The organism is Inquilinus sp. Marseille-Q2685 (assembly GCF_916619195.1).
Lineage (GTDB): Bacteria > Pseudomonadota > Alphaproteobacteria > DSM-16000 > Inquilinaceae > Inquilinus.
Genome location: NZ_CAKAKL010000005.1, coordinates 119,404 through 143,337 on the forward strand (window position 1 = coordinate 119,404; position 23,934 = coordinate 143,337).

The following is a 23,934-nucleotide window of genomic DNA, read 5'->3' on the forward strand; positions in this document are numbered from 1 at the left end:
GCTGGCCGCGGACAGTGCAGTGGAGAAGCCGCCCGGCATTCACCGATTTGTCCGCGTTCGAGGCCATCGAGAGCCCTCGCCAGAGATTCCGTGGAAGGCCGCTTCAGCGGCATGTTGCAATTGCGGCACACGTCCGAGCTTTTGTGACTTCTGTGCAACTTGCGCATTGTCGGCTGGCATGGCTGCCCCGTATAACCTGCAGATCGATGCCATTCGCACCCTGGCTGGTGGTGTCGTCTTCGAGGGGACTTCTAAGGGACATCCGGCCGCTCGGCCGCGTTAGGAGGTTAGGAATGAAGAAGATTCTGCTGGGTGGGACGGCGTTGGTCGCCGCCGCGCTCGCGGCCGCGGCGCCGGCGTCTGCGGACGAGAAGCCGGTGACGTCCGGTCTGAGCATCAACATCACCGGTTTCGTGGCTTGGGAAGCCGGCCTGATCATCGGCTCGAGCGACGACGGCCGCGACCGCGAGTACGACTTCAACTCGAACGGCCGTCTGCAGTTCGACATCAAGAACGTCACGGATTCCGGCCTGGAATACGGCGCCCGCATCCGTATGAACAACGTCAACCGGCGCCAGGACGTCACGGTCGACCGCCAGTACGTCTATTTGAAGGGCGAGTTCGGCACCCTGACCCTCGGCGATTCGCCGCAGGTGGCCGGTGACTTCGGCTACTTCTTCGCGCCCGACGACATCCTCAACGCGCAGGGCGGCTACGGCGACGGCCTGGACGGCAACTACCGCTACGGCGGCGGCAACTTCTTCTCGCTCGACCCGACCTACCAGTCGGGCCTGGATAAGAGCACCAGCATCAAGTACTCCTCGCCGAGCATCGGCGGCTTCATCTTCGCCGTCGGCTTCACCCCGGTGATCTCCGACGACAAGAACCTCAGCAACGGCACCCAAGGCCGGGCCGACCTGTTCAACGGCGGCCAGGTCTACGAGAACGCCATCAGTGGCGGCATCGGCTACGAGGGCGAGTTCGACGGCACCAGCGTCAAGGTCCGCGGCACCGCCAGCTATGCCAACGGCGTCGACAACCACTTCGACCTCGAGACCTACAGCGCCGGCGGCCAAGTCGGCTTCGGCGGCATCGTCGCCAGCGTGGTCTGGGTCGGCACGCCGAGCGGCTTCGGCACCGGTGCGACCGACAAGGCCTTCAACACGGTCGGCCTCGGCCTCGGCTACAGCCTGGGCGCCCTGAACTTCGGCCTCGGCTACGCCTACACCTGGGCCGACAAGAACAACGACCTGACCCAGGATGCGGCCGGCAATGCCTTCGACCTGAAGGACAACCATATCGCCACCGCGACCGTGAACTACACGCTGGCGCCGGGCCTGAACACCTACGCCGAAGTGATCTACGAGATCCAGAACTTCCGCAAGCAGGATATCGGCGGGGGACTCTTCATCGAGGAAGACAAGGAGTGGGAACAGGCGACGTTCCTGACCGGCGTCTCGGTCTCGTTCTGATCGATCCGATAAAAAGCTAGCCTTCGAGAAGGGAGCGGCTATCATGCCGCTCCCTTTTTCTATCTGGCCCCGCCCATGCCGCCGAGAGTCCTGATCGCCCTGACGACGGTTGCCCTTTCCATTGCCGCCTGTTCCGACGACGGCGTCAAGGTCGGACCGAGCCCGGAGCTGGGCCCGTCCCGCGAGCGGACCCCGACCCAGAGCATCTTCGGCGACCGCGGCCTGAGCTTCGGCGCCGGCGCCGGCGAGAATAAGGACCTGGGCGAGGGCGCGGTCCTCGGCGTCAACGCCTATCTGTGGCGCGCCAGCCTCGACACCGTGTCCTTCATGCCGATCACCAGCGCCGACCCGTTCGGCGGCACCATCGTCACCGACTGGTACACGGCGCCGAACGCGCCCAATGAGCGCTACAAGCTGAACGTCTACATCCTCGGCCGCGAGCTGCGCTCTGACGGCGTCCGGGTCAGCGTGTTCCGCCAGGTCCAGGGCCGGGGCGGCTGGGCGGATTCGCCGGCCCCCGCCACCATGGCGAGCGCGCTGGAGGACACCATCCTGACCAAGGCGCGGCAGCTGCGCATCACCGGGCTGCAGACCGAGACGGCGCAGTAGGGCGCCTGCCGGCGGTCAGACCTGCTGTCCTTCCGGGCGCCGCGGGATTGATCCCCGGCGCCCTTTCCCTGTAAATGCCTGGGTTCGCAGGCACAGAGACCGAGATGTCCCGCTACAACCACCGAGAGACCGAAGCGCACTGGCAGGCCGTGTGGCGGGAGCGCGGCACCTTCCGGCTCGAGACGCTCGGCGACCGGCCGAAATACTACGTGCTGGAGATGTTCCCCTATCCGTCGGGGCGCATCCATATGGGCCATGTCCGCAACTACACGCTGGGCGACGTGGTGGCCCGGCATCGCCGGGCCCTGGGTTTCGACGTGCTGCACCCGATGGGCTGGGACGCCTTCGGCCTGCCGGCGGAGAATGCGGCGATCGAGCGCGGCGCCCATCCGGCGGCCTGGACCTACGAGAACATCGCGGCGATGCGCGGCCAGCTGCAGTCCATGGGCCTGTCGCTGGACTGGAGCCGCGAGATCGCGACCTGCCACCCGGAGTACTACCGGCACGAGCAGAAGATGTTCCTGGACTTCCTGGCGGCGGGCCTGGCCTACCGCAAGGAATCCTGGGTCAACTGGGACCCGGTCGAGAACACCGTCCTGGCCAATGAGCAGGTGATCGACGGCCGCGGCTGGCGCTCCGGCGCGCCGGTCGAGCGGCGCCGCCTGAACCAGTGGTTCCTGCGCATCACCGAATACGCCGACGACCTGCTGGCGGCGCTGCCGACGCTGGAGCGCTGGCCCGAGCGCGTGCGGCTGATGCAGGAGAACTGGATCGGCCGGTCGGTCGGCGCCCGCGTCACCTTCCCGCTGCAGGGCCGGGACGACGGGCTGGAGATCTTCACCACCCGGCCGGACACGCTGTTCGGCGCCAGCTTCTGCGCCGTCTCGCCCGACCACCCGCTGGCCGACGAGATCGGCCGCGCCAACCCGGCGGTGGCCGAGTTCGTCGCCGAATGCCGCCGCAGCGGCACCAGCGAGGCGGCGATCGAGACGCAGGAGAAGCGCGGCATCGACACCGGGCTGCGCGCCGTCCATCCGCTGGACCCGAACTTCACCGTCCCGGTCTATGTCGCCAATTTCGTGCTGATGGAATACGGCACCGGCGCCATCTTCGGCTGCCCGGCGCACGACCAGCGCGACTTCGACTTCGCCCGCGCCTACGGCCTGCCGATCACGCCGGTGCTGTGGCCGGCCGGCGGGGACCGGCCCGACGGCGCCGCCCTGGCCGAGGCGATGGTCCTGACCGACGGCGCCTACGCCTACGATCTGGGCCCCCTGACGCCGGATCGCCCGGTCTCGGTCGACGAGGCCAAGGACATCGCCATCGCCGCCCTGCAGCAGCGCCAGGCGGGGGAGGGGACGGTGCGCTACCGGCTGCGCGACTGGGGCGTGTCGCGCCAGCGCTACTGGGGCTGCCCGATCCCGATCATCCATTGCGAGACCTGCGGCATCGTCCCGGTGCCGGAGGACCAGCTGCCGGTGACGCTGCCGGAGGACGTGACCTTCGACCAGCCGGGCAACCCGCTGGACCGGCACCCGACCTGGAAGCACGTCGCCTGCCCGAGCTGCGGCGGCGAGGCCCGGCGCGAGACCGACACCTTCGACACCTTCTTCGAATCCTCCTGGTACTTCGCACGCTTCTGCTCGCCGCGCAGCGCCGGGGCCTTCGACCGCGCCGCGGTGGACCGCTGGCTGCCGGTGGACCAGTATGTCGGCGGCATCGAGCATGCGGTGCTGCACCTGCTGTATTCGCGCTTCTTCGTCCGGGCGCTGAAGCGCTGCGGCTATCTGGGCATCGACGAGCCCTTCGCCGGGCTGTTCACCCAAGGCATGGTCACGCACCAGACCTACCGCGACGCCCACGGCGCCTGGCTGTACCCGACCGAGGTCAGCCGCGACGACCAGGGCAACTGGACGAAGCTGTCCGACGGCGCGCCGGTCACCGCCGGCCGTATCGAGAAGATGTCGAAGTCCAAGCGCAACACGGTCGACCCGCAGGTGATCATCGACACCTACGGCGCCGACGCGGCGCGGCTGTTCATCCTGTCGGACAGCCCGCCGGACCGCGACATGGAGTGGACCGAGGCCGGCATCGAGGGCGCCTGGCGCTATCTGCAGCAGCTGTGGCGCTTGGTCACCGAGACCCCGGCGGCGCTGCCCGCGGCCGGGTCGCCGCCGCCGAACGGCTTCAGCCCCGCGGCCGAGGGGCTGCGCCGGGCGCTGCACAAGACCATCGCCGGGGTCGGAGAAGACCTGGAGCGGTTCCACTTCAACAAGGCCGTGGCCCGCATCCGCGAGCTGACCAACCTGATCGGCAAGGTGGATGGGGCAGGGCAGGGCGAGGCCTGGGCGCTGCGTGAGGCGTTCGACGGCGTGGTCCGGCTGATCGGTCCGATGGTGCCGCATATCGGCGAGGCGCTGTGGCAGCATCTCGGCCATGACGGGCTGCTGGCCGACGCGCCCTGGCCGAAGGCCGACCCGGCGCTGCTGGTCGAGGACACCGCGACCGTCGCGGTCCAGGTCAACGGCAAGCTGCGCGCCACCATCGTGCTGCCGCGCGACGCGGACGAGACGACCGCGCGCGAGGCCGCGCTGGCCGACGCCAATGTCGCCCGCGCGCTGGAGGGCCGCACCGTCCGCAAGGTCATCGTCGTCCCGAACAGGATCGTCAATGTCGTGGGTTAAACGGACTGCGCCGCTGCTGCTGATCCTCGCGCTCGGGGCCTGCGGGCTGCGGCCGCTCTACGGCACCAACTCGGTCGGCACGGCGATGTCCGACCGGTTGGCGCAGGTCAATGTCGGCATCATCGGCGACCGGTCGGGCCAGATCCTGCGGACCGAGCTGATCCGCACGCTCAACCCGCAGGGCCGGCCTGCCCAGCCGGCCTACGACCTGGGCGTGACGCTCGCCGAATCGCAGCAGGACGTGAACCTTATCAGCGACCTGACCACGACCCGCAAGAACCTGACGATGACGGCCAGCTTCGTGCTGACCGACCGCAAGACCGGCCAGCCGGTCTTCTCCGATTCGGTCAGCGAGATCACCAGCTTCAACATCCTGGCCGACCAGTACACGACCCTGGTGGGCGAGCGCGACGCCCGCGAGCGGGCGCTGCGGTCGCTCGGCGAGGACATCCGCACCCGCCTCGCGCTCTATTTCGACCGGCATCCGTGAAGCTGCCGCCGAACCGGATCGACAGCTTCGTCCGGCGGCCCGATCCCGGCATCCGCGCGGTGCTGCTGTACGGCCCGGATGCCGGCGCCGTGCGCGACTACGCCGACACGCTGGCCCGCGGCGTGATCGACCCGCCGACCGACCCGTTCCGCGTCGCCGAGATGGCATCGGTCGAGATCGGCCGCGACCCGGCCCGGCTGGTCGACGAGGTCTTCGCCCTGTCGCTGACCGGCGGCCGCCGCCTGGTGCGGGTGCGCGACGCCACCGATGCGGTCGCGCCGGCGCTGGAGGCCGTGCTGGCGGGCGGGGAGACCGACACGCTGGTGGTGCTGGAGGCGGATGAGCTGACGCCGCGCTCGGCCCTGCGCAAGCTGGCGGAAGGGGCGGAGGGCGCGGCCGCCATCGCCTGCTACATGCCGGACGAGGAGGCGATCGGCCGCTTCATCCACCGCCTGCTTTCCGAAGCCAAGATCTCGGCGGACGGCGAGGCCGAGCAGTTGCTGGCCGCGTCGCTGGTGGGCGACCGCCAGATCGCGCGGCGCGAGGTCGAGAAGCTGATTTCCTACGTGGGGGAGGGGGGCCGCGTCGATCTCGAGGCGGTGCGCGCCTGCATCGGCGACGCCACCGAGCGGTCGCTGGACGACCTGGCCATGGCGGTGGCCGACGGCGACCTGCCGGGGCTCGACCGCGCGCTGAACCGGCTGCTGTCGGAGGGGGGCGAGGCGATCGGCATCCTGCGCGCGGTGCAGCGCCACTTCCTGCGGCTGCACCAGCTGGCGGTGATGATCGACAGCGGCGACGCGCCGGACGCCGCCATGGCGGCGCTGCGGCCGCCGGTGTTCTTCAAGGCCAAGGCGGCGATCCGCGGCCAGGTCCGCCGCTGGAACCAGGCCCAAATCGGCGAGGCGCTGCGCCGCCTGATCGAGGCCGAGGCCGAATGCAAGCGTACCGGCCGTCCGCCGGAGACCGTCTGCGCCGCGACACTGCTGCGCATCGCGCGGGCGGTGGCGCGGAAAAACTGAGCGTTTTCAGCCGGTTACGAGGATTTTGCATATCTTTTTTGTCATTTGCCGGGCTTGACCCGGCAATCCAGAGAGTCTCGAGACCGTCTGGATGCCCGGGTCAAGCCCGGGCATGACAACGAGGGGAAGGGGGCCTGCGGCCGTGCCTCCTACCACCTCTCCTTCGTACCTTGCAGCCGCTTCAGCACGGCGCTGAACTGGTCGAGGTTGCTGTACTGGATGTGGATCGTGCCGCTGCTGTTGTCGCGGGTGTCGATCTTCACCTTGAAGCCCAGCCGGGTCTCGATGTCCTGCTCCAGCGCCACGATGTTCGGGTCGCGCGCCGACGGACGGGTGGGGGCGGGCGCCTCGCGAACCTCGCGGGCCAGCTGCTCGGTCTGGCGGACGTTCAGCCCGCGGGAGATCACGATTTTCGCCGCCGCCTCCGGATCCGGGCAGCCCAGCAGCGCCCGGGCATGGCCGGCGGTCAGAAGGCCTTCCTGCAGCTGGGCCAGCACCGTCGGCGGCAGGTCCAGGAGGCGCAGCGTGTTGGCGATGTGGCTGCGGCTCTTGCCCACCGCCTGGGCCACATCCTCCTGCGTCAGGCTGAACTCGGTCAGCAGCCGCTGATAGCCCTCGGCCTCCTCCAGCGCCGTCAGGTCCTGGCGCTGCACGTTCTCGATGATCGCGATCTGCAGCGCGTCGCGGTCCGACATCGGCCGGACCACGACCGGGACCTCGTGCAGCTTGGCCTTCTGCGCCGCGCGCCAGCGGCGCTCGCCGGCGATGATGTGGTAGCGGTCGGCCTTGCCCTCGACCGGACGCACCAGGATCGGCTGCAGCACGCCCTGGGTGCGGATCGACTCGACCAGCCGGTCCATTTCGGTCTCGTCGAATTTCCGCCGCGGCTGGAACGGACCCGGGCTCAGGAACTCGATCGGCAGGCTGCGCGGCGCCCGTGGCTCGCCACCTTCGCCGGCGGCGGCGATGTCGGCCTCGTCAGCCTCGCCGAACAGGGCGTCGAGGCCGCGGCCCAGGCTGGGGCGGCGGCGGGAGCTGCTCTCGGCCGCGCTCATGCAGCGCTCCTCTGCTCTTCGCGCTTCAGCATTTCCGAAGCGAGATGGACATAGGCCTGGGCGCCGGAGGAGGCGAGATCGTAGACCAGGACCGGCTTGCCATGCGACGGCGCCTCGGAGACGCGGACGTTCCGCGGGATCACCGTCTCGTACACCTTGGCCCCGAGATGCTGGCGCACGTCGCGCGCCACCATGTCGGAGAGGTTGTTCCGCCGGTCATACATGGTCAGCACGATCCCCTGCATCTCGAGCGCCGGGTTGAAGGCCTTGCGGACGCGCTCGATCGTCCGCATCAGGTGGCTGAGCCCCTCCAGCGCATAGAACTCGCATTGCAGCGGCACCAGCACGGCATCGGCCGCAGTCAGCGCGTTGAGGGTGAGGAGGCCGAGCGAAGGCGGGCAGTCGATCAGCACATAGTCGTAGCCGTCGGCATGGGGCCTGAGGGCGCTGCGCAGCCGGTATTCGCGCCGCACCGCCTCGACCAGCTGCACCTCGGCGCCGGCCAGGTCGACCGAGGCCGGGATCAGGTCCAGCCCCGGAACCTCGGTCGCCACCGCCGATTCGGCCACGGTGGTGGTGCCGAACAAGAGGTCATAGGAACCGACGCCGCGTTTCGCCCGCGGCAGGCCGAAGCCGGTCGAGGCGTTGCCCTGCGGGTCCAGGTCGATCACCAGCACGCGCTTGCGCACGGCGGCGAGCGCCGTGGCCAGGTTGATCGCCGTGGTGGTCTTGCCGACGCCGCCCTTCTGGTTGGCGATGGCGATTGTGCGGGTGACGCGGGGCGTGTCGTCCGCCGCGCTCAAGCTTGTCAACTGGGCGTCGTCAGCCACGGGCGAACCCCTCGATGCGGATGAGCACGGCGTCGGGATCGGTCCGGCTCGGATGGAGGTCGATGGTCATCTTCGGCGATGGGGGCAAGGTGGTCAATTCGGCCTCGGCCGCGCGGCCCTTCGGAAAGAGCGCGACGGTGCGAGGGCCGGCGAATCGGGCGGCGTAGCCGAGCAGGACGGGCAGGGCGGCCAGCGCCCGGGCTGTCACCACATCGGCGGGGAAGGGCGGCACCTGCTCGATCCGTTTCGCATGCACCGTCACCGGCGCCTGTGTTTCACGTGAAACAGCCCGCAGGAACTCGGCCTTGCGCTGGTCGCTTTCGACCAGATGCGCCTCCAGCCCGGTGGCCAGCGCCAGCACCAGCCCAGGGAAGCCGGCGCCGCTGCCGAGATCGACCAGCGTCCTGGCGCCAGCCGGGATCAGCGGCACCAGCTGCAGCGAATCCTCGAAATGCCGGCGCCGCAGCTCCGGCAGGGTCGAGGGCGCAATCAGATTGATCGCTCCCTGCCACTTCCACAGCAGCGCCTCATAACGGTCGAGCTTTTCCGAGAGATCCGGGGGCGAGGGGAAGGCCGCCTCAGGCGATGGCACGCGCGCCCCCGTCTCCTTCACGCCGGACATGCTTCAACAGGGCGACCAGCGCCGCCGGGGTCACGCCCGGCAGCCGCGCCGCGGCGCCCAAGGTCGGCGGCCGTGACCGCTTCAGGATCTGCCGGATCTCGGTCGACAGGCTGCCGATCGCGTCGAAATCCAACTCCGCCGGCAGGGCCAGCCCCTCATCGCGGCGGAAGGCCCGGATGTCGGCCTCCTGCCGGTCGAGATAGCCGGCGTATTTCGCCTCGGTCTCGATCTGCTCCGCCACCGCCTCCGGCCACTCGGCCAGCTCGGGCCAGATGGCGGCAAGGGCGGCCAGGTCGATTCCCGGGTAGCGCAGCAGGTCCAGGCCGTCGCGGCGCACCCCGTCCTGGTTCACCGCCAAGCCATGGCGGCGCGCCTCGGTCGGGGTCAGCGACAAGGACCGGATCCTCCGCCGCGCCGCCTCCAGCGCCGCCGACTTGCGGGCGAAGAGATCCTGCCGATCCGCCCCGACGCAGCCGGCGGCAATGCCGCGGGCGGTCAGGCGCTGGTCGGCGTTGTCGGCGCGCAGCACCAGCCGGTACTCGGCGCGCGACGTGAACATGCGGTACGGCTCGGGCGCGCCGCGGGTGACCAAGTCGTCGATCATCACGCCGGCATAGGCCTCGGCGCGGTCGAGCAGCAGCGGGTCGTTGCCGGCGACGGCGCGGGCGGCGTTCAGCCCGGCCATCAGCCCCTGGGCCGCCGCCTCCTCATAACCGGTGGTGCCGTTGATCTGCCCCGCCAGGAACAGCCGCGGCACCGCCCGCAGCATCAGCGACCGGTCGAGCTGCCGCGGATCGACGAAGTCGTATTCGATGGCATAGCCGGGGCGCAGGATCACGGCCTTCTCCAGCCCTGGGATGCCGCGCACCAGATCTTCCTGCACGTCGCGGGGCAAGGAGGTGGAGATGCCGTTCGGATACACCGTCGGGTCGTCCAGCCCCTCGGGCTCGAGGAAGATCTGGTGCCGCTCCTTATCGGCGAAGCGCACCACCTTGTCCTCAATCGAGGGGCAGTAACGCGGGCCGACGCTGTCGATCTGCCCGGAATACATCGGCGCCCGGTGCAGGTTGGCGCGGATCAGCGCGTGCGCCGCCGGCGTCGTGTAGGTGATGAAGCAGGAGACCTGCGGCACCGTGATCCGGTCGGTGAGGTCGGAGAAGGGCACCGGCGGGTCGTCGCCCTTCTGCTCCTCCAGCCCCGCCCAGTCGATGGTGCGGCCGTCGAGCCGCGGCGGCGTGCCGGTCTTCAGCCGGCCGAGGCTGAGGCCGAGCCTGTGCAGCGTCGCGGCCAGGCCGATCGACGGTGCGTCGCCGACCCGGCCGGCGGGGCGCTGCTCCTCGCCGATATGGATCAGCCCGTTGAGGAAGGTGCCGGTGGTCAGGACCACGGCGCCCGCCCGCAGCGTTCGGCCATCGGCCAGGACGACGCCGGAGGCGGCGCCGGCCGAATCGAAGACCAGGTCCTCGACCGAGCCGGCGACGAGGGCGAGATCCGGCTGCTCGGCCAGCACCGCCTGCATCGCCTGCCGGTACAGCTTGCGGTCCGCCTGGGCGCGCGGCCCCCGCACGGCCGGGCCTTTGCTGCGGTTGAGGATGCGGAACTGGATACCGGCGCGGTCGATCACCCGGCCCATGATGCCGTCCAGCGCGTCGATCTCGCGCACCAGATGGCCCTTGCCGAGGCCGCCGATGGCCGGGTTGCAGGACATCTCGCCGATCGAGTCGAGCCGCTGGGTGACCAGCGCGGTGCGCGCGCCGAACCGCGCCGCGGCTGCGGCCGCTTCGCATCCGGCATGGCCGCCGCCGACCACGATGACGTCATACTGCTCCATGGCGGCGGACTTTACGGAGGCGAGGGGGCAGGGTCAAATGCGGGCTCACGAAACCCGGTGTTTCACGTGAAACATGCGGCTGGAGGAAGGAGTCGATCGTGCTCTCTATCGTCTCGACCCTCGCCGCGGCCGCGGCAGTTGTGGCCACCGCGATGACGACGCCGATAGAGACGCCGTCGGCAGCTCAGGCTGCCGCGCCGGATGTACAGCTGCGTTTCGCCGAGAGCGACCCGAAACCAGGCCTGACCCGATTCGAGGATGCGGCCGGGCGGGTTCTCTATCTCCGGCCGGAGGCTGTGCTGTCCACCCCCGACATCGCCTCGGCCACGGCCCGGACCGATCCCGTCTCGGCGACCCCGGTCGTCGAGCTGACACTGACCTTGGCCGGCCGCGATCGCCTGGCTCGGGCCACCACCGACAATGTCGGCCGAATCCTGGCCGTGCTGGTGGACGAGACGCTGATCACAGCCCCGATCATCCGCGAGCCCATCCTCGGCGGCCGGGTCCAGATCAGCGGCTCGATGACCGCTGCCGAGGCCAACGACCTCGCGCTCCTGCTGAGCGCCGGGCGGACTTCATCCGGCCGATCGCTGGCCGACGCGGTGCTGGACCGCTTCAACTGAGCGTTGTTTCACGTGAAACAGCTCACTTGCCGATGCAGAAGCTGCCGAACAGCACGTCGAGCATGTCCTCGACATCGACCCGGCCGGTGATCCGGCCGATCGCGCGCAGGGCTAGGCGTAGATCCTCCGCCGCCAACTCCGGCAGCGGCGCGGACGGGACCCGGGCGAGGGCATCGCGTGCATCCTCCAGCGCCGCGCGGTGGCGGGCGCGGGTGAGGGCAGGGGAGCCGTCGCCGGTCAGCCGCCGCTCCACAGCCCCGGCGAGCACGTCGAGCAACCGGTCGAGCCCGGCGCCGGTGCGGACGGAGATCGGGATCTCGTCCTCCGCCCGCGGCGCGTCGGGCGACCGGTCGATCTTGTTGACCACGCGGATCGTATCCGGGCCGGGGCCGAGAGCCGGGTCGCCGGAGGCCGGATCGGCGGCGTCGCGAATCACCAGGCGCAGATCGGCCTCGGCCGCACGCCGGTGGGAGCGGCGGATGCCTTCGGCCTCGATCTCATCGAAGGTCTCGCGCAGGCCAGCCGTATCGGCCAGCACCACAGGAAAGCCGCGCAGGTCGAGCGCGACCTCGACCACGTCCCGCGTGGTGCCCGGCCGGTCCGAGACGATGGCGGCGTCGCGCCGCGCCAGGACGTTCAGCAGGCTCGACTTGCCGGCATTGACCGGGCCCAGGATCGCAATGTGCACGCCTTCGCGCAGCCGCTCGCCGCGGCCGGCGTCGTCGAGATGGACGGCGATCGCCGCCGAGACCTCGGCCACGATCCGCTCGGCCTCCGCCGCGAGGTCCGGCGGCAGGCCCTCGTCGGGGAAGTCGAGCGCCGCCTCGGTCATCGCCAGCGCCCGCATCAGGGCCGAGCGCCAGCCTTCATAGAGCGCGCCGAGGGCCCCGCCGAGCTGGCGCAGCGCCTGCAGCCGCTGGGCCCGCGTCTCGGCATCGACCAGATCGGCCACCGCCTCGGCCTCGGTCAGGTCGAGCTTGCCGGCGAGGAAGGCGCGCCTGGTGAACTCTCCCGGTTCGGCCGGGCGCAGCCCCGGCATCCGGGACAGCGCCTCGACCATGCCCCGGGTCACGGCCCGGCCGCCATGCAGATGCAGCTCGACGACGTCCTCGCCGGTGTAGCTGGCGGGACCGGAGAACCAGAGAACGAGGCCGCGGTCGAGCGGCGCGCCGTCGGCGGGGTCGCGCAGCTCCGCCAGCGTCGCCAGGCGAGGGACGGGGAGGGGGCGGCCGGTCAGCGCCCGCAGCGCCGTCCCGGCGCCGGGGCCGGAGATCCGCAGCACCGCCACTCCGCCACGTCCGGCAGGGGTCGCCGGGGCGAATATGGTGTCACGGCTAGTCATGGAACAAAGGGGGTGGGCGGTGTTTCACGTGAAACGTGCACGCTTAGCTCTTGCCTCCCTTGCCGCCGGTCATGCCTTGCCAGAAGGCGCGCTGCAGCGTCTCGAAGCCCTCGATGCTGGCCGGCAGCCAGGCCTTCAGCATCGCCTCCGGCTCCATCGCCGCCAGGTTGGCGCGCATCCGGTCCTCCAGATCCTTCAGCAGCGCCTGCTGCATCGGGCCGACATCCGGCAGGCCGAAGAAGGCGCGCGCCTCCTCCGGCGTGCAGTCGATATCGATCGAAACCTTCATCGGGATCCTCCGGCGGCGTTATCGTGTCGAGAAGAGTATAGCCGCTGGCCGCGGTCCCAACACAAACCGGGATATCGAGATGCCGAACCGCCTCGCCCAGGAGACCAGCCCCTATCTGCTGCAGCACGCCGACAACCCGGTGGACTGGCAGCCCTGGGGCCCGGAGGCTTTCGCCCGGGCCCGGGCCGAGAACAAGCCGGTGCTGCTGTCGGTCGGCTACGCCGCCTGCCATTGGTGCCATGTGATGGCGCATGAGAGCTTCGAGGACCCCGCTACCGCGGCGGTGATGAACGAGCTGTTCGTGGCGATCAAGGTCGACCGCGAGGAACGGCCGGATGTCGACACCATCTACCAGTCGGCGCTGGCGATGCTGGGCCAGCAGGGCGGCTGGCCGCTGACCATGTTCCTGACCCCGGACGGCGCGCCGTTCTGGGGCGGCACCTATTTCCCGCCGACCAGCCGCTGGGGCCGTCCAGGTTTTACCGACGTGCTGCGCGCCCTGTCCGCCGCCTATGCCGACGAGCCGGAGAAGGTGACCAGCAACGTCGCCGCCCTCGCCGAGGCCCTGGCCAAGCAGTCCGAGAACCAGCCGGGCGCCGGGCTGAGCCTGGAGGTGCTGGACCAGGTGGCGGAACGACTGGCCGGGCAGTTCGACCCGGTGTGGGGCGGGTTGCGCGGCGCGCCGAAATTCCCGCAGCCGGGACTCCTGGAGCTGCTGTGGCGCGGCTGGCGCCGGTCGCGGCGTACGCCGTGGCGCGATGCCGTCCTGCGTACGCTCACCGCGATGAGCCAGGGTGGGATCTACGACCATCTCGGCGGCGGCTTCGCCCGCTACTCCACCGACGAGGAGTGGCTGGCGCCGCATTTCGAGAAGATGCTGTACGACAACGCCCAGCTGATCGAGTTGCTGACCCTGGCCTGGCAGGAGACCCGCGATCCCCTGTACGCCGCCCGGGTCGAGGAGACGGTCGCCTGGATCGAGCGCGAGATGATCGCCGAGGGCGGCGCCTTCGCCGCGACGCTGGATGCCGACAGCGAGGGCGAGGAGGGCCGCTTCTACGTCTGGAGCGAGGCCGAGATCGACGCCGTACTCGGCGAGCATTCGGCCGCGTTCAAGCAGGCGTACGACGTCACGCCGGGCGGCAACTGGGAGGGCAAGACCATCCTCAACCGCCGCCGCGACCCAGTGCTGCGAGATGCCGGGACCGAGGCGGCGCTGGCGGCGGGCCGGGCCGTACTCCTCGAACGTCGGGCCGGACGCGTACGGCCTGGCTGGGACGACAAGGTGCTGGCCGACTGGAACGGGCTGATGATCGCAGCCCTGGCCCATGCCGGCCAGGCCTTCGACCGGCCAGCATGGATCAGGCTGGCCGAGACCGCCTTCGCCGCCGTGGTCCGGCAGCTCGGCCACGGCGACCGCCTGGCGCATGCCTGGCGGCGCGGCAAGGCGACCGCGCCCGGTCTGCTCGAGGACTATGCCGACATGGCGGCGGCGGCGCTGGCGCTGCACGAGGCGACCGAGACCACGGCCTATCTCGAGCACGCCAAGCTGTGGACCGTGGTGCTCGACCGGCACTTCTGGGATGGCGGCCGCGGCGGCTACTTCCTGACCGCGGATGACGGCGAGGCCCTGATCGTCCGCACCAAGAGCGCCTATGACGCCGCGGTCCCGTCCGGCAACGGCATCATGCTGGGGGTGCTGACGCGGCTGCACCATCTGACCGGCGACCGGCTGTATGCGCTGCGCGCCGATTCCCTGATCGCCGCCTTCACCGGCGAGCTGCAGCGCAACTTCATCCCGCTCGCCACCTGGCTGAACCGGGCCGAGGACCGGATGGAGCCGCTGCAAATCGTGATCATCGGTCCAAGGGACGATCCCGCCACCCGGGCGCTGCTGCGGGCGGTGCATGGCCGCTCCCTGCCCGGCCGGATGCTGCTGCGGCTCGACCCCGGCGCGGCGCTGCCGGACGAGCACCCCGCCGCCGGCAAGGCGATGCTGGACGGCCAGCCGACCGCCTATCTCTGCCGCGGGCCGGTGTGCCAGGCCCCGGTCACCACGCCGCAGGCGCTGCTGGAGCTGATCGGATCGTGACCGCCCGAAACCGTATCCCGGTGGACCGGGCCACCGCCACCATCGACACGCCGGTCGGCCCGGTGCGGATCACCGTCGCCGGCGGGGTTGTGGCCGCGGTCGACCATGTCCAGGACCCGCCCGACGAAGCGCTGCCGAAGGACAAGCTGCTGCGCCGGGCGGTCCGGCAGATCGAGGAATACTTCGCCGGCAAGCGGCGCCGCTTCGACCTGCCGATGGCGCCGGCCGCCAGCCCGTTCCAGGCCCGGGTGCGGCAGGCGATCATAGACATCCCCTATGGCGAGGCGGCGTCCTATGGCGGCGTGGCGCATATCCTGAACAGCGGCCCCCGCGCCGTCGGCCAGGCCTGCGGCCGCAACGACCTGGTGCTGCTGGTGCCCTGCCACCGCGTCATCGGCGCCGGCGGCACCCTCGGCGGCTATGGCAGCGCCTCCGGCCTGGAGCGCAAGCGCAGGCTGCTGGAATTCGAGGGATATCCAGGCAAATTCTCGGCGAATTGAATCGATCCAACAGCCGCCTCGCAAAGGCTGTTCGGCCGCCGTGACAAGCCCGCCGGGCTCCGGTTATCGTCCAGCCCTTGCTTCGATTGCTTCGTCCACCGCAACGCTCGAGGGAGAGCGACTCCATGGCGACAGTCACCATCACCGCTGCCGATGGCGGCCGCTTCAACGCGTATCTCGCGCGGCCGGCCTCGGGCTCCGGGCCGGGCATCCTCGTCATCCAGGAGATCTTCGGCGTCAACGCGGTGATGCGCCAGATCTGCGACGACCTCGCCTCCCAGGGCTATGTCGCGCTGTGCCCCGACCTGTTCTGGCGGCAGGAGCCGGGCGTCGACATCACCGACAAGTCTCAGGCGGAGTGGGACAAGGCCTTCGCCCTGTTCAACGGCTTCAACGAGACCGCCGGCGTCGAGGACCTGATCGCCTCGCTGGCCGCGCTGCGCGACCTGCCGGAATGCACCGGCCGCGCCGGGGCGCTGGGCTACTGCCTGGGCGGCCGCCTGGCCTTCCTGATGGCCACGCGCTCCGACGCCGACTGCGCCGTCAGCTATTACGGCGTCGGCATCGACAAGCTGCTCGGCGAGGCCAGCGCGATCACCCGGCCGCTGATGCTGCACATCGCCGAGAAGGACCGTTTCGTGCCGCCGGAGGCCCAGGCCGAGATCCGTGCCCGCATGGCGTCGCTGCCGACGGTCACGGTGCACGCCTATCCCGGCCTCGACCACGCCTTCGCCCGCATCGGCGGCGAGCATTACGACGCGGCCGGCGCCACGCTGGCGAACGACCGCACCGCCGCCTTCCTGAAAACCCATCTCGGCTGAGGGAGCCCCCATGGTCCACGCCATCCGCATCCATGAGAACGGCGGCCCCGAGACAATGCGCTGGGAGGCCGTCGAGGTGCCGGCGCCTGGCCCCGGCGAGATCCGGATCCGCCACACTGCCATCGGCCTGAACTACATCGACACCTATATCCGCGGCGGCCTCTACAAGGCGCAGCTGCCGCTGGTCCTGGGCCAGGAGGCGGCCGGCGAGGTCGTCGCGGTCGGCCCGGACGTCACCGACTTCAAGCCCGGCGACCGGGTCGGCTACGGCAACGGCCCGACCGGCGGCTATGCCGAGGAACGGGTGATCCCGGCCGACAAGGTGGTGAAGATCCCGGACGGCGTCACCGACCGCACCGCGGCCGCGATCCTGCTGAAGGGCCTCACCGCCTGGTACCTCCTGCGCCGCACCTTCCCGGTGCAGCCGGGCCAGACCATCCTGTTCCACGCCGCGGCCGGCGGCGTCGGCCAGATCGCGGCGCAATGGGCCAAGCATCTCGGCGCCACCGTGATCGGCACCGCCGGCGGGCCGGAGAAGGTGGCGCTGGCCCGCGCCGCCGGCTGCGACCATGTGATCGACTATTCGACCGAGGACTTCGTGTCCCGCGTCCGCGCCATCACCGGCGGCAAGGGCGTGCCGGTGGTCTATGACGGCGTCGGCAAGACCACCTTCGAGGGGTCGCTCGACTGCCTGTCGCCGCGCGGCATGATGGTGACCTTCGGCAACGCCTCCGGTCCGGTGGCACCGATCAGCCCACTGGTGCTGTCGCAGAAGGGCTCGCTGTACCTGACCCGGCCGACGCTCGGCAGCTACATCGCCACCCGGCCGGAATACGAGGCTGCGGCGACGGAGCTGTTCGACGTGGTGGCGAAGGGCGCGGTGAAGATCTCGATCGCCCAGACCTACCCGCTGCGCGAGGCCGCCCAGGCCCATCGCGACCTGGAGGCGCGGAAGACCACGGGGTCGACGGTGCTGCTGCCGTAGAACTCGCCATCTGGTGCGGCTCTCGGCGCGTCCGGCGCCTGCGGACCTCCATGTCCCTTGCACTCCGGCTCCCGAAAGCCGCACCTCTCCTCAGGACAGCTCTAGCTTCGATGAAGCCGAATAAACTTGGCGTAGATACAAGGGCGTCCTTTCCTGTCAATCAGAAAGAGCATGTATTCTCCCGGCGGAGCGACTGAAGGTGTCGGTGGCGACTGCACCTGCAGCTTGTTTCGACCAACTCGCATAAAGGAAAGGCCGATGTATCGCTGATCCGCGTCGAAGGCGTGAGTAACGGATCCACAGCGGATGAGGGCGATGCGGGCAATGCCGACAGCGTCTGGTGTCTCGATCTCGAATGGCTGTCCATACCCTACATTGCGCGGGGCCTTCGTCAGCCTGGGCCGTCTTCCGGCGGGGTAGGGCGGAGTAAAAATCGCGATCTTGAGTTGACCTTGGGTTGCTGGGTCGCCCGGCGCACCTTTGATGCTCGAGCCCGCGGTCCACACGCGCCCATCCGGCATCAGCAGCGCCGTCGAATGGTAGTTCCGAACAACCGGTGACGGCTCCTCGATCGTCACCCAACTCCCCGTTTGCTTACTATCGGCGATGTCCAGGTAGATCCCAGCGGATCTCGTGTTCATTGGGCCGACTATTGGCAGTACCCAGTCTATCGGTGGAGTGTATATTTCCGGTTCGTTGACACCCACTTCGTCAGAAGGCGGATCCTCCACGCCTCCCGTCATCAGAACTTGGCCCGTTGGAAGAAGAACGGCGCAAGCATGGCGTCGGATTCTTCCGGCAGCGGATCCTTGCCGGATGCCGGCCGATCGCCAGGATGGGGAGGTGCCGGCAGCAGGTTCCAGATTGACGTATTGGGCCGTGACACCGCCACACACCAATACACGCGGCCGGTAGCCGTCATTGGGAAGAAGGGGGAGCATCACGGCAGGGGCGCTGAAGCCGTGATAGTGGCTGTCAGGAAGTACGACCGTCTCTGCCGCACTGCCGGTCGATGCATCGAAGTGCACGCAGCGGCTGTAGCCGGCGAGAGCAGATGCGCTGAACACGCGCCCATTCGGCAGAAGAAACAATCGCGGATAGAGGTCGGGGAAACCCTCACCGGCCCCATTGGTGGGCGTCAGCAAAGCCCAGGAGTCGGTGATCGGATCATATCGCTCCGACGTGCCCGGGTTGTGCCGACTATCGTCGTTTCGAGGGTGCCCCGCATAGACGAACAGCTCACCCGAAGGCAATGTCACGAGCGTCGGATACCATCGCCCTCCCCCCAGGGCACCAAAGCCGACCGGACCTCTCCATCCGACGGGCTCGATATTCATATCCAGCCAGACCACGTTCATGGCGCCGCTCCTGCCTGCCGCCAGCGCGGCGAACACGCCGGAGCTCTGCTCAAAAACCTGCGATACCGGGGCTCCGGCCACCAAGTGCGGGCCACCGAAGCCAACCGGACCTTTCCACCCGACAGGCTGAACATTCGTGTCCAGCCACGCCACGTTCATCACGCCCCGCTGGTCCACCGTCAGCGCGGCGAACACGCCGGGGCTCTGCTTGAAGGTGGGCGATACATGCGCTCCGGGAACCAGATGTTCGTCGCCGAAGCCCACGGGGCCCTTCCATCCGATCGGCTCGACGTTCATGTCCAGCCAGACCACGTTCATGGCGCCGCGCTTGCCCACCATCAGGGCGGCGAACACGCCGGGGCTCTGCTCGAACACCGGCGACACAGGCGCTCCGGGGACCAGATGCCGGCCGCCGAACCCGACCGGACCTTTCCATCCGACAGGCTGGACGTTCGTGTCCAGCCACACCACGTTCATCACGCCCCGCTGGTCCACCGTCAGCGCGGTGAACACGCCTGGGGCCTGCTCGAACACCGGCGACATGTGCGACCCGGGAACCAGATGCTGGTCGCCGAAGCCGACGGGGCCCTTCCATCCGACCGGCTGGGCGTTCATCTCGAGCCACACCACGTTCATGGCACCGCGCCTGCCCACCGTCAGGGCGGCAAACACGCCAGGAGCCTGCTCGAACACCGGCGATATCGGCGCCCCGGGCATCAGGTGCCGGCCGCCGAACCCGACCGGTCCTTGCCATCCGACAGGCTGGACGTTCGTATCCAGCCACACCACGTTCATCACGCCGCGCTTGTCCACCGTCAGCGCGGCGAACACGCCCGGGCTCTGCTCGAAGACATGGGACACCCATCCCCCCGGCTGGAGATGGTTGTCGCCAAAGGACACCGGTCCCTGCCAGCGCAGAGGCTGAACATTCATATCCAGCCACACCACGTTCATCGTACCGCGACGGCCAATCGTCAGTGCAGCGAACACGCCCGGGCTCTGCTCGAACACTGGGGTCACCCACGCGCCGGGGACAAGGTCCCGGCCGCCGAATGCAACCGGGCCGTTCCAACCGACGGGCTCGGCGGTCGTGTCCAACCAGACCACGTTCATCGCGCCAAGCTTGTCTATCGTCAGCGCGGCGAAGACGCCGGGGCTCTGCTCGAAGACCGGTGATACCCATGCTCCCGGCTTGAGGTGTCGGCCATCGAATTGCGGATTGAGTGATGCGACCTCTGCGAACTTTCGCGATTGCGGGTCGTAAACCCAGCAATGGCGATGGCCGGGGAAATGGTTCGCTTCGCCATGGCCGTGCGGACCTCCGACCGCATCGGGCGGGAATAGCTGTGTCCCGCCGCAGACCATGAGCCGGCCATCCGCCAGGAAAGCGTGGCCCGAGCAGAACACATCGTCTGTCGGGGATTTCACATAATCGATCGCATGTTGTCCGTTCGGTGCATCACAGGCAAAACAGCGAGATGCATCGACCAGATGCTCGATGTTGTTCTGCTGCCAGTGCTGATCGCCACCGAAATAGAGAATCTCTCCACCTCTCCGCGGGCGACGACCTCCGACGTCCTCCGTTGCCACCAGCGCAGCGTGAATGGCGAGTATCTGTGAATCGATGATCGGTCCCCACGGCATGTGAATCTCCTCGGTGACCGCGGCTTCCATCCAGTCGGGAAAGTCCGCGTCTGGCGCCGGGCACTAGATCATCCACATTCGTGTCGGGGCGCGCGTCATCCGTTCGGCCGATACAGGTGCTTCAGGGCGCTTCTCCCGCGGGAATTCGGTCCAGGCATCGCCTCGATTGGGCAAAGTCCTAGCCGATCTCCTCACACCGTCGGCGCGGCCGGGACGGCGTAGGCACGCAGGAAGGCGTCGACGCCGCTCCTGAGGCCGCGCTCGATCCGCTCCTCGCTCGGGATCTCGATGCCGAGCTCGAGCCGCATCTTCATGTGGCCGAGGATCATCGCGCCGAACTGCTCGGCCGCCAGCTCCGGGTCCGGTATCGCCAGCACGCCGCGCGCATTGGCGGCGGCGAAGAACGTCGTCAGATGCGCCTTGCCCTGGCCCGGGCCGGCCTCGTACATCGCCCGGCCGAGCTCCGGGAACCGGGCGGCCTCCGCCAGCACGTTGCGATACACCTTGATCACGTCCGGGTGCAGGATGAAGCGCAGCAGCGTGCCGCCGGCCTCCATCAGCGCGGCCCGCAGGTCGTCCGGCGGCGGCGACATCGCCGCCAGTCGCTCGAAGGCGCGGCAGGCGCTGCCGACGATGGCCGCGAACAGTTCCTCCTTGCTGGCGAAATGGGCGTAGAGCGTGGCCTTGGACACGCCGGCCTCGCGCGCGATCGCATCCATGCTGGCCGCGCCGTAGCCCTGCTCCAGGAAGACGCCATACGCCGCCTTCAGGATCTGGTCCGGCTTCCGGCCGGCGGCGGCTGGCGGCGGAAGCATCTCGGTGAAGGGGCAGGTCATCGGCACATGGATACGGGAGGTTTGAGCTAAACTGAACCGTTCAGTTTCGTCTTGACAAGAGATAGGGCAAATCGCACCTTCCGGCAACAAGACTGAACGGTTCAGTTCACCCTCGGTTGCCCCCATGCGCAAGCCCATCATCGTCGTCGCGGCCGTGGCCGCCATCGCTGCCGCCGGCTTTTTCGGCTACCGGTGGTGGACCGTCGACCGGTTCTTCGAGACCACCGACAACGCCTATGTGCAGAGCGACACCACCACGCTCAGCCCGCAGGTCGAGGGCGCGGTGACGGCGGTTCTGGTCACCGACAACCAGATGGTCAAGGCGGGCGACCCGTTGGTACGGATCGACGACCGCGACTACCGCGCCCAGTTGGCGCAGGCGAAGGCGGAGCTGTCGGCGCAGCAGGCGGCGCTGGCCTCGATCGAGCAGCAGCTGGCGCTGCAGGACGCGCTGATCGCCCAGGCCAAGGCCAGCGTCGACCAGGCGGAGGCGACCCTGACCCAGTCCGGCAACGACCTGGAGCGGGCGCGCCGGCTGTGGGAAACGCGCAACGGCAGCCAGCAGGCTTTCGAGACCGCCGACACCGACCACAAGCGTGCCGAGGCGGCGCTGGCCAGCGCCCGGGCGGCCCTAACCAACCAGCAGGGCCAGACCGCAATCCTGCAGGCCTCGCGCCGGCAGGCCGAGGCCCAGATCGAGCGGCTGACCGCCGCGGTCGATCTCGCCCAGATCAGCCTCGACCGCACCGTGATCCACGCGCCGGTCGCCGGCGTCGTCGGCAACAAGGGGGTCGAGGTCGGGCAGTATGTCCGGCCCGGCACGCAGCTGCTGTCGATCGTGCCGCTGCCCAGCGTCTACGTCGTCGCCAACTTCAAGGAGACGCAGCTGTCCGAGATGCGGGTCGGCCAGACGGTGACGATGTCGATCGACGCCTTTCCGGGCAAGACCCTGACCGGCAAGGTCGAGAGCTTCGCCCCGGCCAGCGGCGCCGAGTTCAGCCTGCTGCCGCCGGAGAACGCGACCGGCAACTTCACCAAGATCGTGCAGCGCGTGCCGGTGCGCATCGCGGTGCCGGCCGACAACCAGCTGAGCGGCCTGCTGCGGCCCGGCCTGTCGGTCGGCGTCGCGGTCGACACGCGCGAGGAGGGCACGGGCCCGCTGCTGGCCAGCGGCATCTTCGGCGCCGCCATGGCTGCCGAGTTCCGACGGTGAGCACCACCACCGCCGACGCGCTGCCGGCCCCGGCCCCGGCCTCAGCCGCTGGCCCGGCGGCGCCGAAGCGCGCCGGCGCCGGCACGCGCGAGACGATCGGGTTCTTCACCATGGTCGTCGGCATGTTCATGGCGATCCTGGACATCCAGATCGTCTCCAGCTCGATCAGCGAGATACAGGCCGGGCTCGCCGCCAGCCCGGACGAGATCAGCTGGGTGCAGACCGCCTATCTGATCGCCGAGGTGGTGATGATCCCGCTCTCGGGGTTCCTCTCCCGCCTGCTGTCGACCCGGATCCTCTACGCAATCTCCGCGGCCAGCTTCACCCTGTCCAGCCTGGCCTGCGCCCTGGCCTGGAACATCGAATCCATGATCGTGTTCCGGGCGCTGCAGGGCTTCCTGGGCGGGGCGATGATCCCGACCGTCTTCGCCGCCTCCTTCATCCTGTTCCCGCCTGAGCGGAGGGCCGGCATCTCGGTGCTGATCGGCCTGGTCGCGACCATGGCGCCGACCATCGGGCCGACGCTGGGCGGCTATCTGACCCAGGCCTTCTCCTGGCACTGGCTGTTCCTGATCAACATCGTGCCGGGCGTGCTGGTGACCACCGGCGTGTGGTTCCTGGTCAAATTCGACAGGCCGAATCTCGAGCTGCTCAAGGGCTTCGACTTCGCCGGGCTGGCGCTGATGGCGCTGTTCCTCGGCAGCCTCGAATACGTGTTCGAGGAAGGGCCGCGCTGGGACTGGTTCGAGGACCGGTCGATCTTCACCTTCGCGGTGATCGGGACGATCGCCGGGCTAGGCTTCTTCGCCCGGGTGCTGAGCGCGCGGAACCCGATCGTCGACCTGCGCGCCTTCGCCGACCGCAACTTCTCGCTCGGCTGCCTGTACAGCCTGATCATCGGCGTCGGCCTCTACGGCGCGGTCTACATCGTGCCCCTGTTCCTCGCCCGGGTGCGCGGCCTGAACAGCCTGCAGATCGGCGAGATCATGTTCGTCACCGGCGTGTTCCAGTTCATCTCGGCACCGCTGGCCGGCGCGTTGTCGAGGAAGCTGGACCTGCGGCTGATGCTCGCCATCGGCCTCGTCGCCTTCGGCACCGGGGTCTACATGATGACCTGGATCACCGCCGACTGGAGCTTCTGGGAGCTGTTCTGGCCGCAGGCGGTCCGCGGCGTGTCGCTGATGCTGCTCTTCCTGCCGATCAACACACTGGCACTCGGCACCCTGCCGCCCGACAAGATCAAGAACGCGTCGGGCCTCTACAACCTGATGCGCAATCTCGGCGGCGCCTTCGGCTTGGCCGGCATCAACACGGTGATGATCGACCGCGCGGCGCTGCACGGCTCGCGCATCGCCGAGCACGTCACCCTGACCAACCCGCAGGTGCAGGCGACGGTCGACAATTTCAGCCAGATGTTCACCTCGGCCGGCCTCGGCAACCCGGATCTCGCCGCGGTGAAGATGCTGGACAACATGGTGCTGAAGCAGGCGCAGGTTCTGACCTTCGCCGACTGCTTCCTCTTGATGGCGCTCCTGTTCTATGCCGGGCTGCTGCTGATGCCGCTCTTGCGCGCGCCGAAGCCGGCCGGACCCGGCGGCGGTGGTGGCGGGCACTGA

The 23,934-nt window shown here is 69.2% G+C and carries 20 protein-coding genes; 12 read left to right on the forward strand and 8 right to left on the reverse strand.

Annotated features, from left to right (window positions below; translation table 11 throughout):
• Window positions 1-293: 293 nt before the first annotated feature.
• From LG391_RS22720 to holA, 5 genes are all read left to right on the forward strand, one after another.
• Window positions 294-1,472 (forward strand): porin, encoded by a 1,179-nt coding sequence (locus LG391_RS22720; protein WP_225770328.1) that lies wholly within the window; start codon window positions 294-296, stop codon window positions 1,470-1,472.
• 75 nt (window positions 1,473-1,547) lie between these two features.
• Window positions 1,548-2,081, forward strand: a complete 534-nt coding sequence (locus LG391_RS22725) for a DUF3576 domain-containing protein (protein WP_225770329.1) — start codon at window positions 1,548-1,550, stop codon at window positions 2,079-2,081.
• Between the two features lie 104 nt (window positions 2,082-2,185).
• Window positions 2,186-4,765 carry a leucine--tRNA ligase gene (gene leuS / locus LG391_RS22730; protein ID WP_225770330.1) on the forward strand — a complete coding sequence of 860 codons (2,580 nt, stop codon included), beginning with the start codon at window positions 2,186-2,188 and terminating at the stop codon, window positions 4,763-4,765.
• Window positions 4,752-5,255 carry an LPS assembly lipoprotein LptE gene (lptE, locus tag LG391_RS22735; protein WP_225770331.1) on the forward strand — a complete coding sequence of 168 codons (504 nt, stop codon included), beginning with the start codon at window positions 4,752-4,754 and terminating at the stop codon, window positions 5,253-5,255. The genes leuS and lptE overlap by 14 nt, the downstream gene beginning before the upstream one ends.
• Window positions 5,252-6,277, forward strand: a complete 1,026-nt coding sequence (gene holA / locus LG391_RS22740) for a DNA polymerase III subunit delta (RefSeq protein WP_225770332.1) — start codon at window positions 5,252-5,254, stop codon at window positions 6,275-6,277. Before lptE ends, holA begins: the two co-directional genes overlap by 4 nt.
• A gap of 149 nt (window positions 6,278-6,426) precedes the next feature.
• Here the strand turns inward: holA and LG391_RS22745 are convergent, their stop codons facing one another.
• The 4 genes from LG391_RS22745 to mnmG are packed head-to-tail and all read right to left on the reverse strand — an operon-like array spanning window position 6,427 to window position 10,615.
• On the reverse strand, window positions 6,427-7,332 hold the full coding sequence (locus LG391_RS22745) for a ParB/RepB/Spo0J family partition protein (RefSeq protein WP_225770333.1): 906 nt from the start codon (window positions 7,330-7,332) through the stop codon (window positions 6,427-6,429).
• The gene (locus LG391_RS22750) at window positions 7,329-8,135 is read right to left on the reverse strand and encodes an AAA family ATPase (protein ID WP_225770553.1); all 807 of its coding nucleotides are present in this window, start codon (window positions 8,133-8,135) and stop codon (window positions 7,329-7,331) included. Before LG391_RS22750 ends, LG391_RS22745 begins: the two co-directional genes overlap by 4 nt.
• A 19-nt stretch (window positions 8,136-8,154) precedes the next feature.
• Window positions 8,155-8,754: a 16S rRNA (guanine(527)-N(7))-methyltransferase RsmG gene (gene rsmG, locus LG391_RS22755; protein WP_225770334.1), complete on the reverse strand. Its 600-nt coding sequence runs from the start codon at window positions 8,752-8,754 to the stop codon at window positions 8,155-8,157.
• Window positions 8,741-10,615: a tRNA uridine-5-carboxymethylaminomethyl(34) synthesis enzyme MnmG gene (mnmG, locus tag LG391_RS22760; RefSeq protein ID WP_225770335.1), complete on the reverse strand. Its 1,875-nt coding sequence runs from the start codon at window positions 10,613-10,615 to the stop codon at window positions 8,741-8,743. The genes rsmG and mnmG overlap by 14 nt, the downstream gene beginning before the upstream one ends.
• 98 nt (window positions 10,616-10,713) lie before the next feature.
• On the opposite strand from mnmG, the gene LG391_RS34960 reads away from it, so the two are divergent.
• Window positions 10,714-11,238, forward strand: coding sequence for a hypothetical protein (locus LG391_RS34960; protein WP_308013064.1), 525 nt, complete (start codon window positions 10,714-10,716; stop codon window positions 11,236-11,238).
• A 22-nt stretch (window positions 11,239-11,260) separates the two neighbouring features.
• Here LG391_RS34960 and mnmE read toward each other — a convergent pair whose 3' ends face one another.
• Both mnmE and LG391_RS22775 read right to left on the reverse strand, forming a co-directional pair.
• Complete coding sequence (gene mnmE, locus LG391_RS22770; RefSeq protein WP_225770336.1) at window positions 11,261-12,580, reverse strand: tRNA uridine-5-carboxymethylaminomethyl(34) synthesis GTPase MnmE; 1,320 nt, start codon at window positions 12,578-12,580, stop codon at window positions 11,261-11,263.
• Window positions 12,581-12,623: 43 nt separating this feature from the next.
• Entirely contained in the window at window positions 12,624-12,869 is a 246-nt protein-coding gene (locus LG391_RS22775) for a DUF6489 family protein (RefSeq protein ID WP_225770337.1), read from the reverse strand.
• 79 nt (window positions 12,870-12,948) lie between these two features.
• On the opposite strand from LG391_RS22775, the gene LG391_RS22780 reads away from it, so the two are divergent.
• The 4 genes from LG391_RS22780 to LG391_RS22795 all read left to right on the forward strand — a co-directional run bounded on the left by LG391_RS22780 (window position 12,949) and on the right by LG391_RS22795 (window position 17,267).
• Complete coding sequence (locus tag LG391_RS22780) at window positions 12,949-14,961, forward strand: thioredoxin domain-containing protein (protein ID WP_225770338.1); 2,013 nt, start codon at window positions 12,949-12,951, stop codon at window positions 14,959-14,961.
• Window positions 14,958-15,461, forward strand: a complete 504-nt coding sequence (locus LG391_RS22785; RefSeq protein ID WP_225770339.1) for a methylated-DNA--[protein]-cysteine S-methyltransferase — start codon at window positions 14,958-14,960, stop codon at window positions 15,459-15,461. Before LG391_RS22780 ends, LG391_RS22785 begins: the two co-directional genes overlap by 4 nt.
• A gap of 125 nt (window positions 15,462-15,586) precedes the next feature.
• On the forward strand, window positions 15,587-16,282 hold the full coding sequence (locus LG391_RS22790; RefSeq protein ID WP_225770340.1) for a dienelactone hydrolase family protein: 696 nt from the start codon (window positions 15,587-15,589) through the stop codon (window positions 16,280-16,282).
• Between the two features lie 10 nt (window positions 16,283-16,292).
• Complete coding sequence (locus LG391_RS22795) at window positions 16,293-17,267, forward strand: quinone oxidoreductase (RefSeq protein WP_225770341.1); 975 nt, start codon at window positions 16,293-16,295, stop codon at window positions 17,265-17,267.
• A gap of 101 nt (window positions 17,268-17,368) precedes the next feature.
• On the opposite strand, the gene LG391_RS22800 is transcribed toward LG391_RS22795, so the two are convergent.
• Both LG391_RS22800 and LG391_RS22805 read right to left on the reverse strand, forming a co-directional pair.
• Window positions 17,369-20,299: a glyoxal oxidase gene (locus tag LG391_RS22800; RefSeq protein ID WP_225770342.1), complete on the reverse strand. Its 2,931-nt coding sequence runs from the start codon at window positions 20,297-20,299 to the stop codon at window positions 17,369-17,371.
• Between the two features lie 161 nt (window positions 20,300-20,460).
• On the reverse strand, window positions 20,461-21,105 hold the full coding sequence (locus LG391_RS22805) for a TetR/AcrR family transcriptional regulator (RefSeq protein WP_225770343.1): 645 nt from the start codon (window positions 21,103-21,105) through the stop codon (window positions 20,461-20,463).
• Between the two features lie 124 nt (window positions 21,106-21,229).
• On the opposite strand from LG391_RS22805, the gene LG391_RS22810 reads away from it, so the two are divergent.
• Window positions 21,230-22,318: an HlyD family secretion protein gene (locus LG391_RS22810; RefSeq protein WP_225770344.1), complete on the forward strand. Its 1,089-nt coding sequence runs from the start codon at window positions 21,230-21,232 to the stop codon at window positions 22,316-22,318.
• The gene (locus LG391_RS22815; RefSeq protein ID WP_225770345.1) at window positions 22,315-23,934 is read left to right on the forward strand and encodes a DHA2 family efflux MFS transporter permease subunit; all 1,620 of its coding nucleotides are present in this window, start codon (window positions 22,315-22,317) and stop codon (window positions 23,932-23,934) included. Before LG391_RS22810 ends, LG391_RS22815 begins: the two co-directional genes overlap by 4 nt.

Excerpts from the sequence above, each read along its gene's own strand:
- LG391_RS22720 (WP_225770328.1), top strand. The coding sequence starts at position 294 with ATGAAGAAGATTCTGCTGGGTGGGACGGCGTTGGTCGCCGCCGCGCTC.
- LG391_RS22725 (WP_225770329.1), top strand. The coding sequence starts at position 1,548 with ATGCCGCCGAGAGTCCTGATCGCCCTGACGACGGTTGCCCTTTCCATT.
- leuS (WP_225770330.1), top strand. The coding sequence starts at position 2,186 with ATGTCCCGCTACAACCACCGAGAGACCGAAGCGCACTGGCAGGCCGTG.
- lptE (WP_225770331.1), top strand. The coding sequence starts at position 4,752 with ATGTCGTGGGTTAAACGGACTGCGCCGCTGCTGCTGATCCTCGCGCTC.
- LG391_RS22745 (WP_225770333.1), bottom strand. The coding sequence starts at position 7,332 with ATGAGCGCGGCCGAGAGCAGCTCCCGCCGCCGCCCCAGCCTGGGCCGC.
- mnmG (WP_225770335.1), bottom strand. The coding sequence starts at position 10,615 with ATGGAGCAGTATGACGTCATCGTGGTCGGCGGCGGCCATGCCGGATGC.
- mnmE (WP_225770336.1), bottom strand. The coding sequence starts at position 12,580 with ATGACTAGCCGTGACACCATATTCGCCCCGGCGACCCCTGCCGGACGT.
- LG391_RS22775 (WP_225770337.1), bottom strand. The coding sequence starts at position 12,869 with ATGAAGGTTTCGATCGATATCGACTGCACGCCGGAGGAGGCGCGCGCC.
- LG391_RS22780 (WP_225770338.1), top strand. The coding sequence starts at position 12,949 with ATGCCGAACCGCCTCGCCCAGGAGACCAGCCCCTATCTGCTGCAGCAC.
- LG391_RS22790 (WP_225770340.1), top strand. The coding sequence starts at position 15,587 with ATGGCGACAGTCACCATCACCGCTGCCGATGGCGGCCGCTTCAACGCG.
- LG391_RS22795 (WP_225770341.1), top strand. The coding sequence starts at position 16,293 with ATGGTCCACGCCATCCGCATCCATGAGAACGGCGGCCCCGAGACAATG.
- LG391_RS22800 (WP_225770342.1), bottom strand. The coding sequence starts at position 20,299 with ATGGAAGCCGCGGTCACCGAGGAGATTCACATGCCGTGGGGACCGATC.
- LG391_RS22805 (WP_225770343.1), bottom strand. The coding sequence starts at position 21,105 with ATGACCTGCCCCTTCACCGAGATGCTTCCGCCGCCAGCCGCCGCCGGC.
- LG391_RS22810 (WP_225770344.1), top strand. The coding sequence starts at position 21,230 with ATGCGCAAGCCCATCATCGTCGTCGCGGCCGTGGCCGCCATCGCTGCC.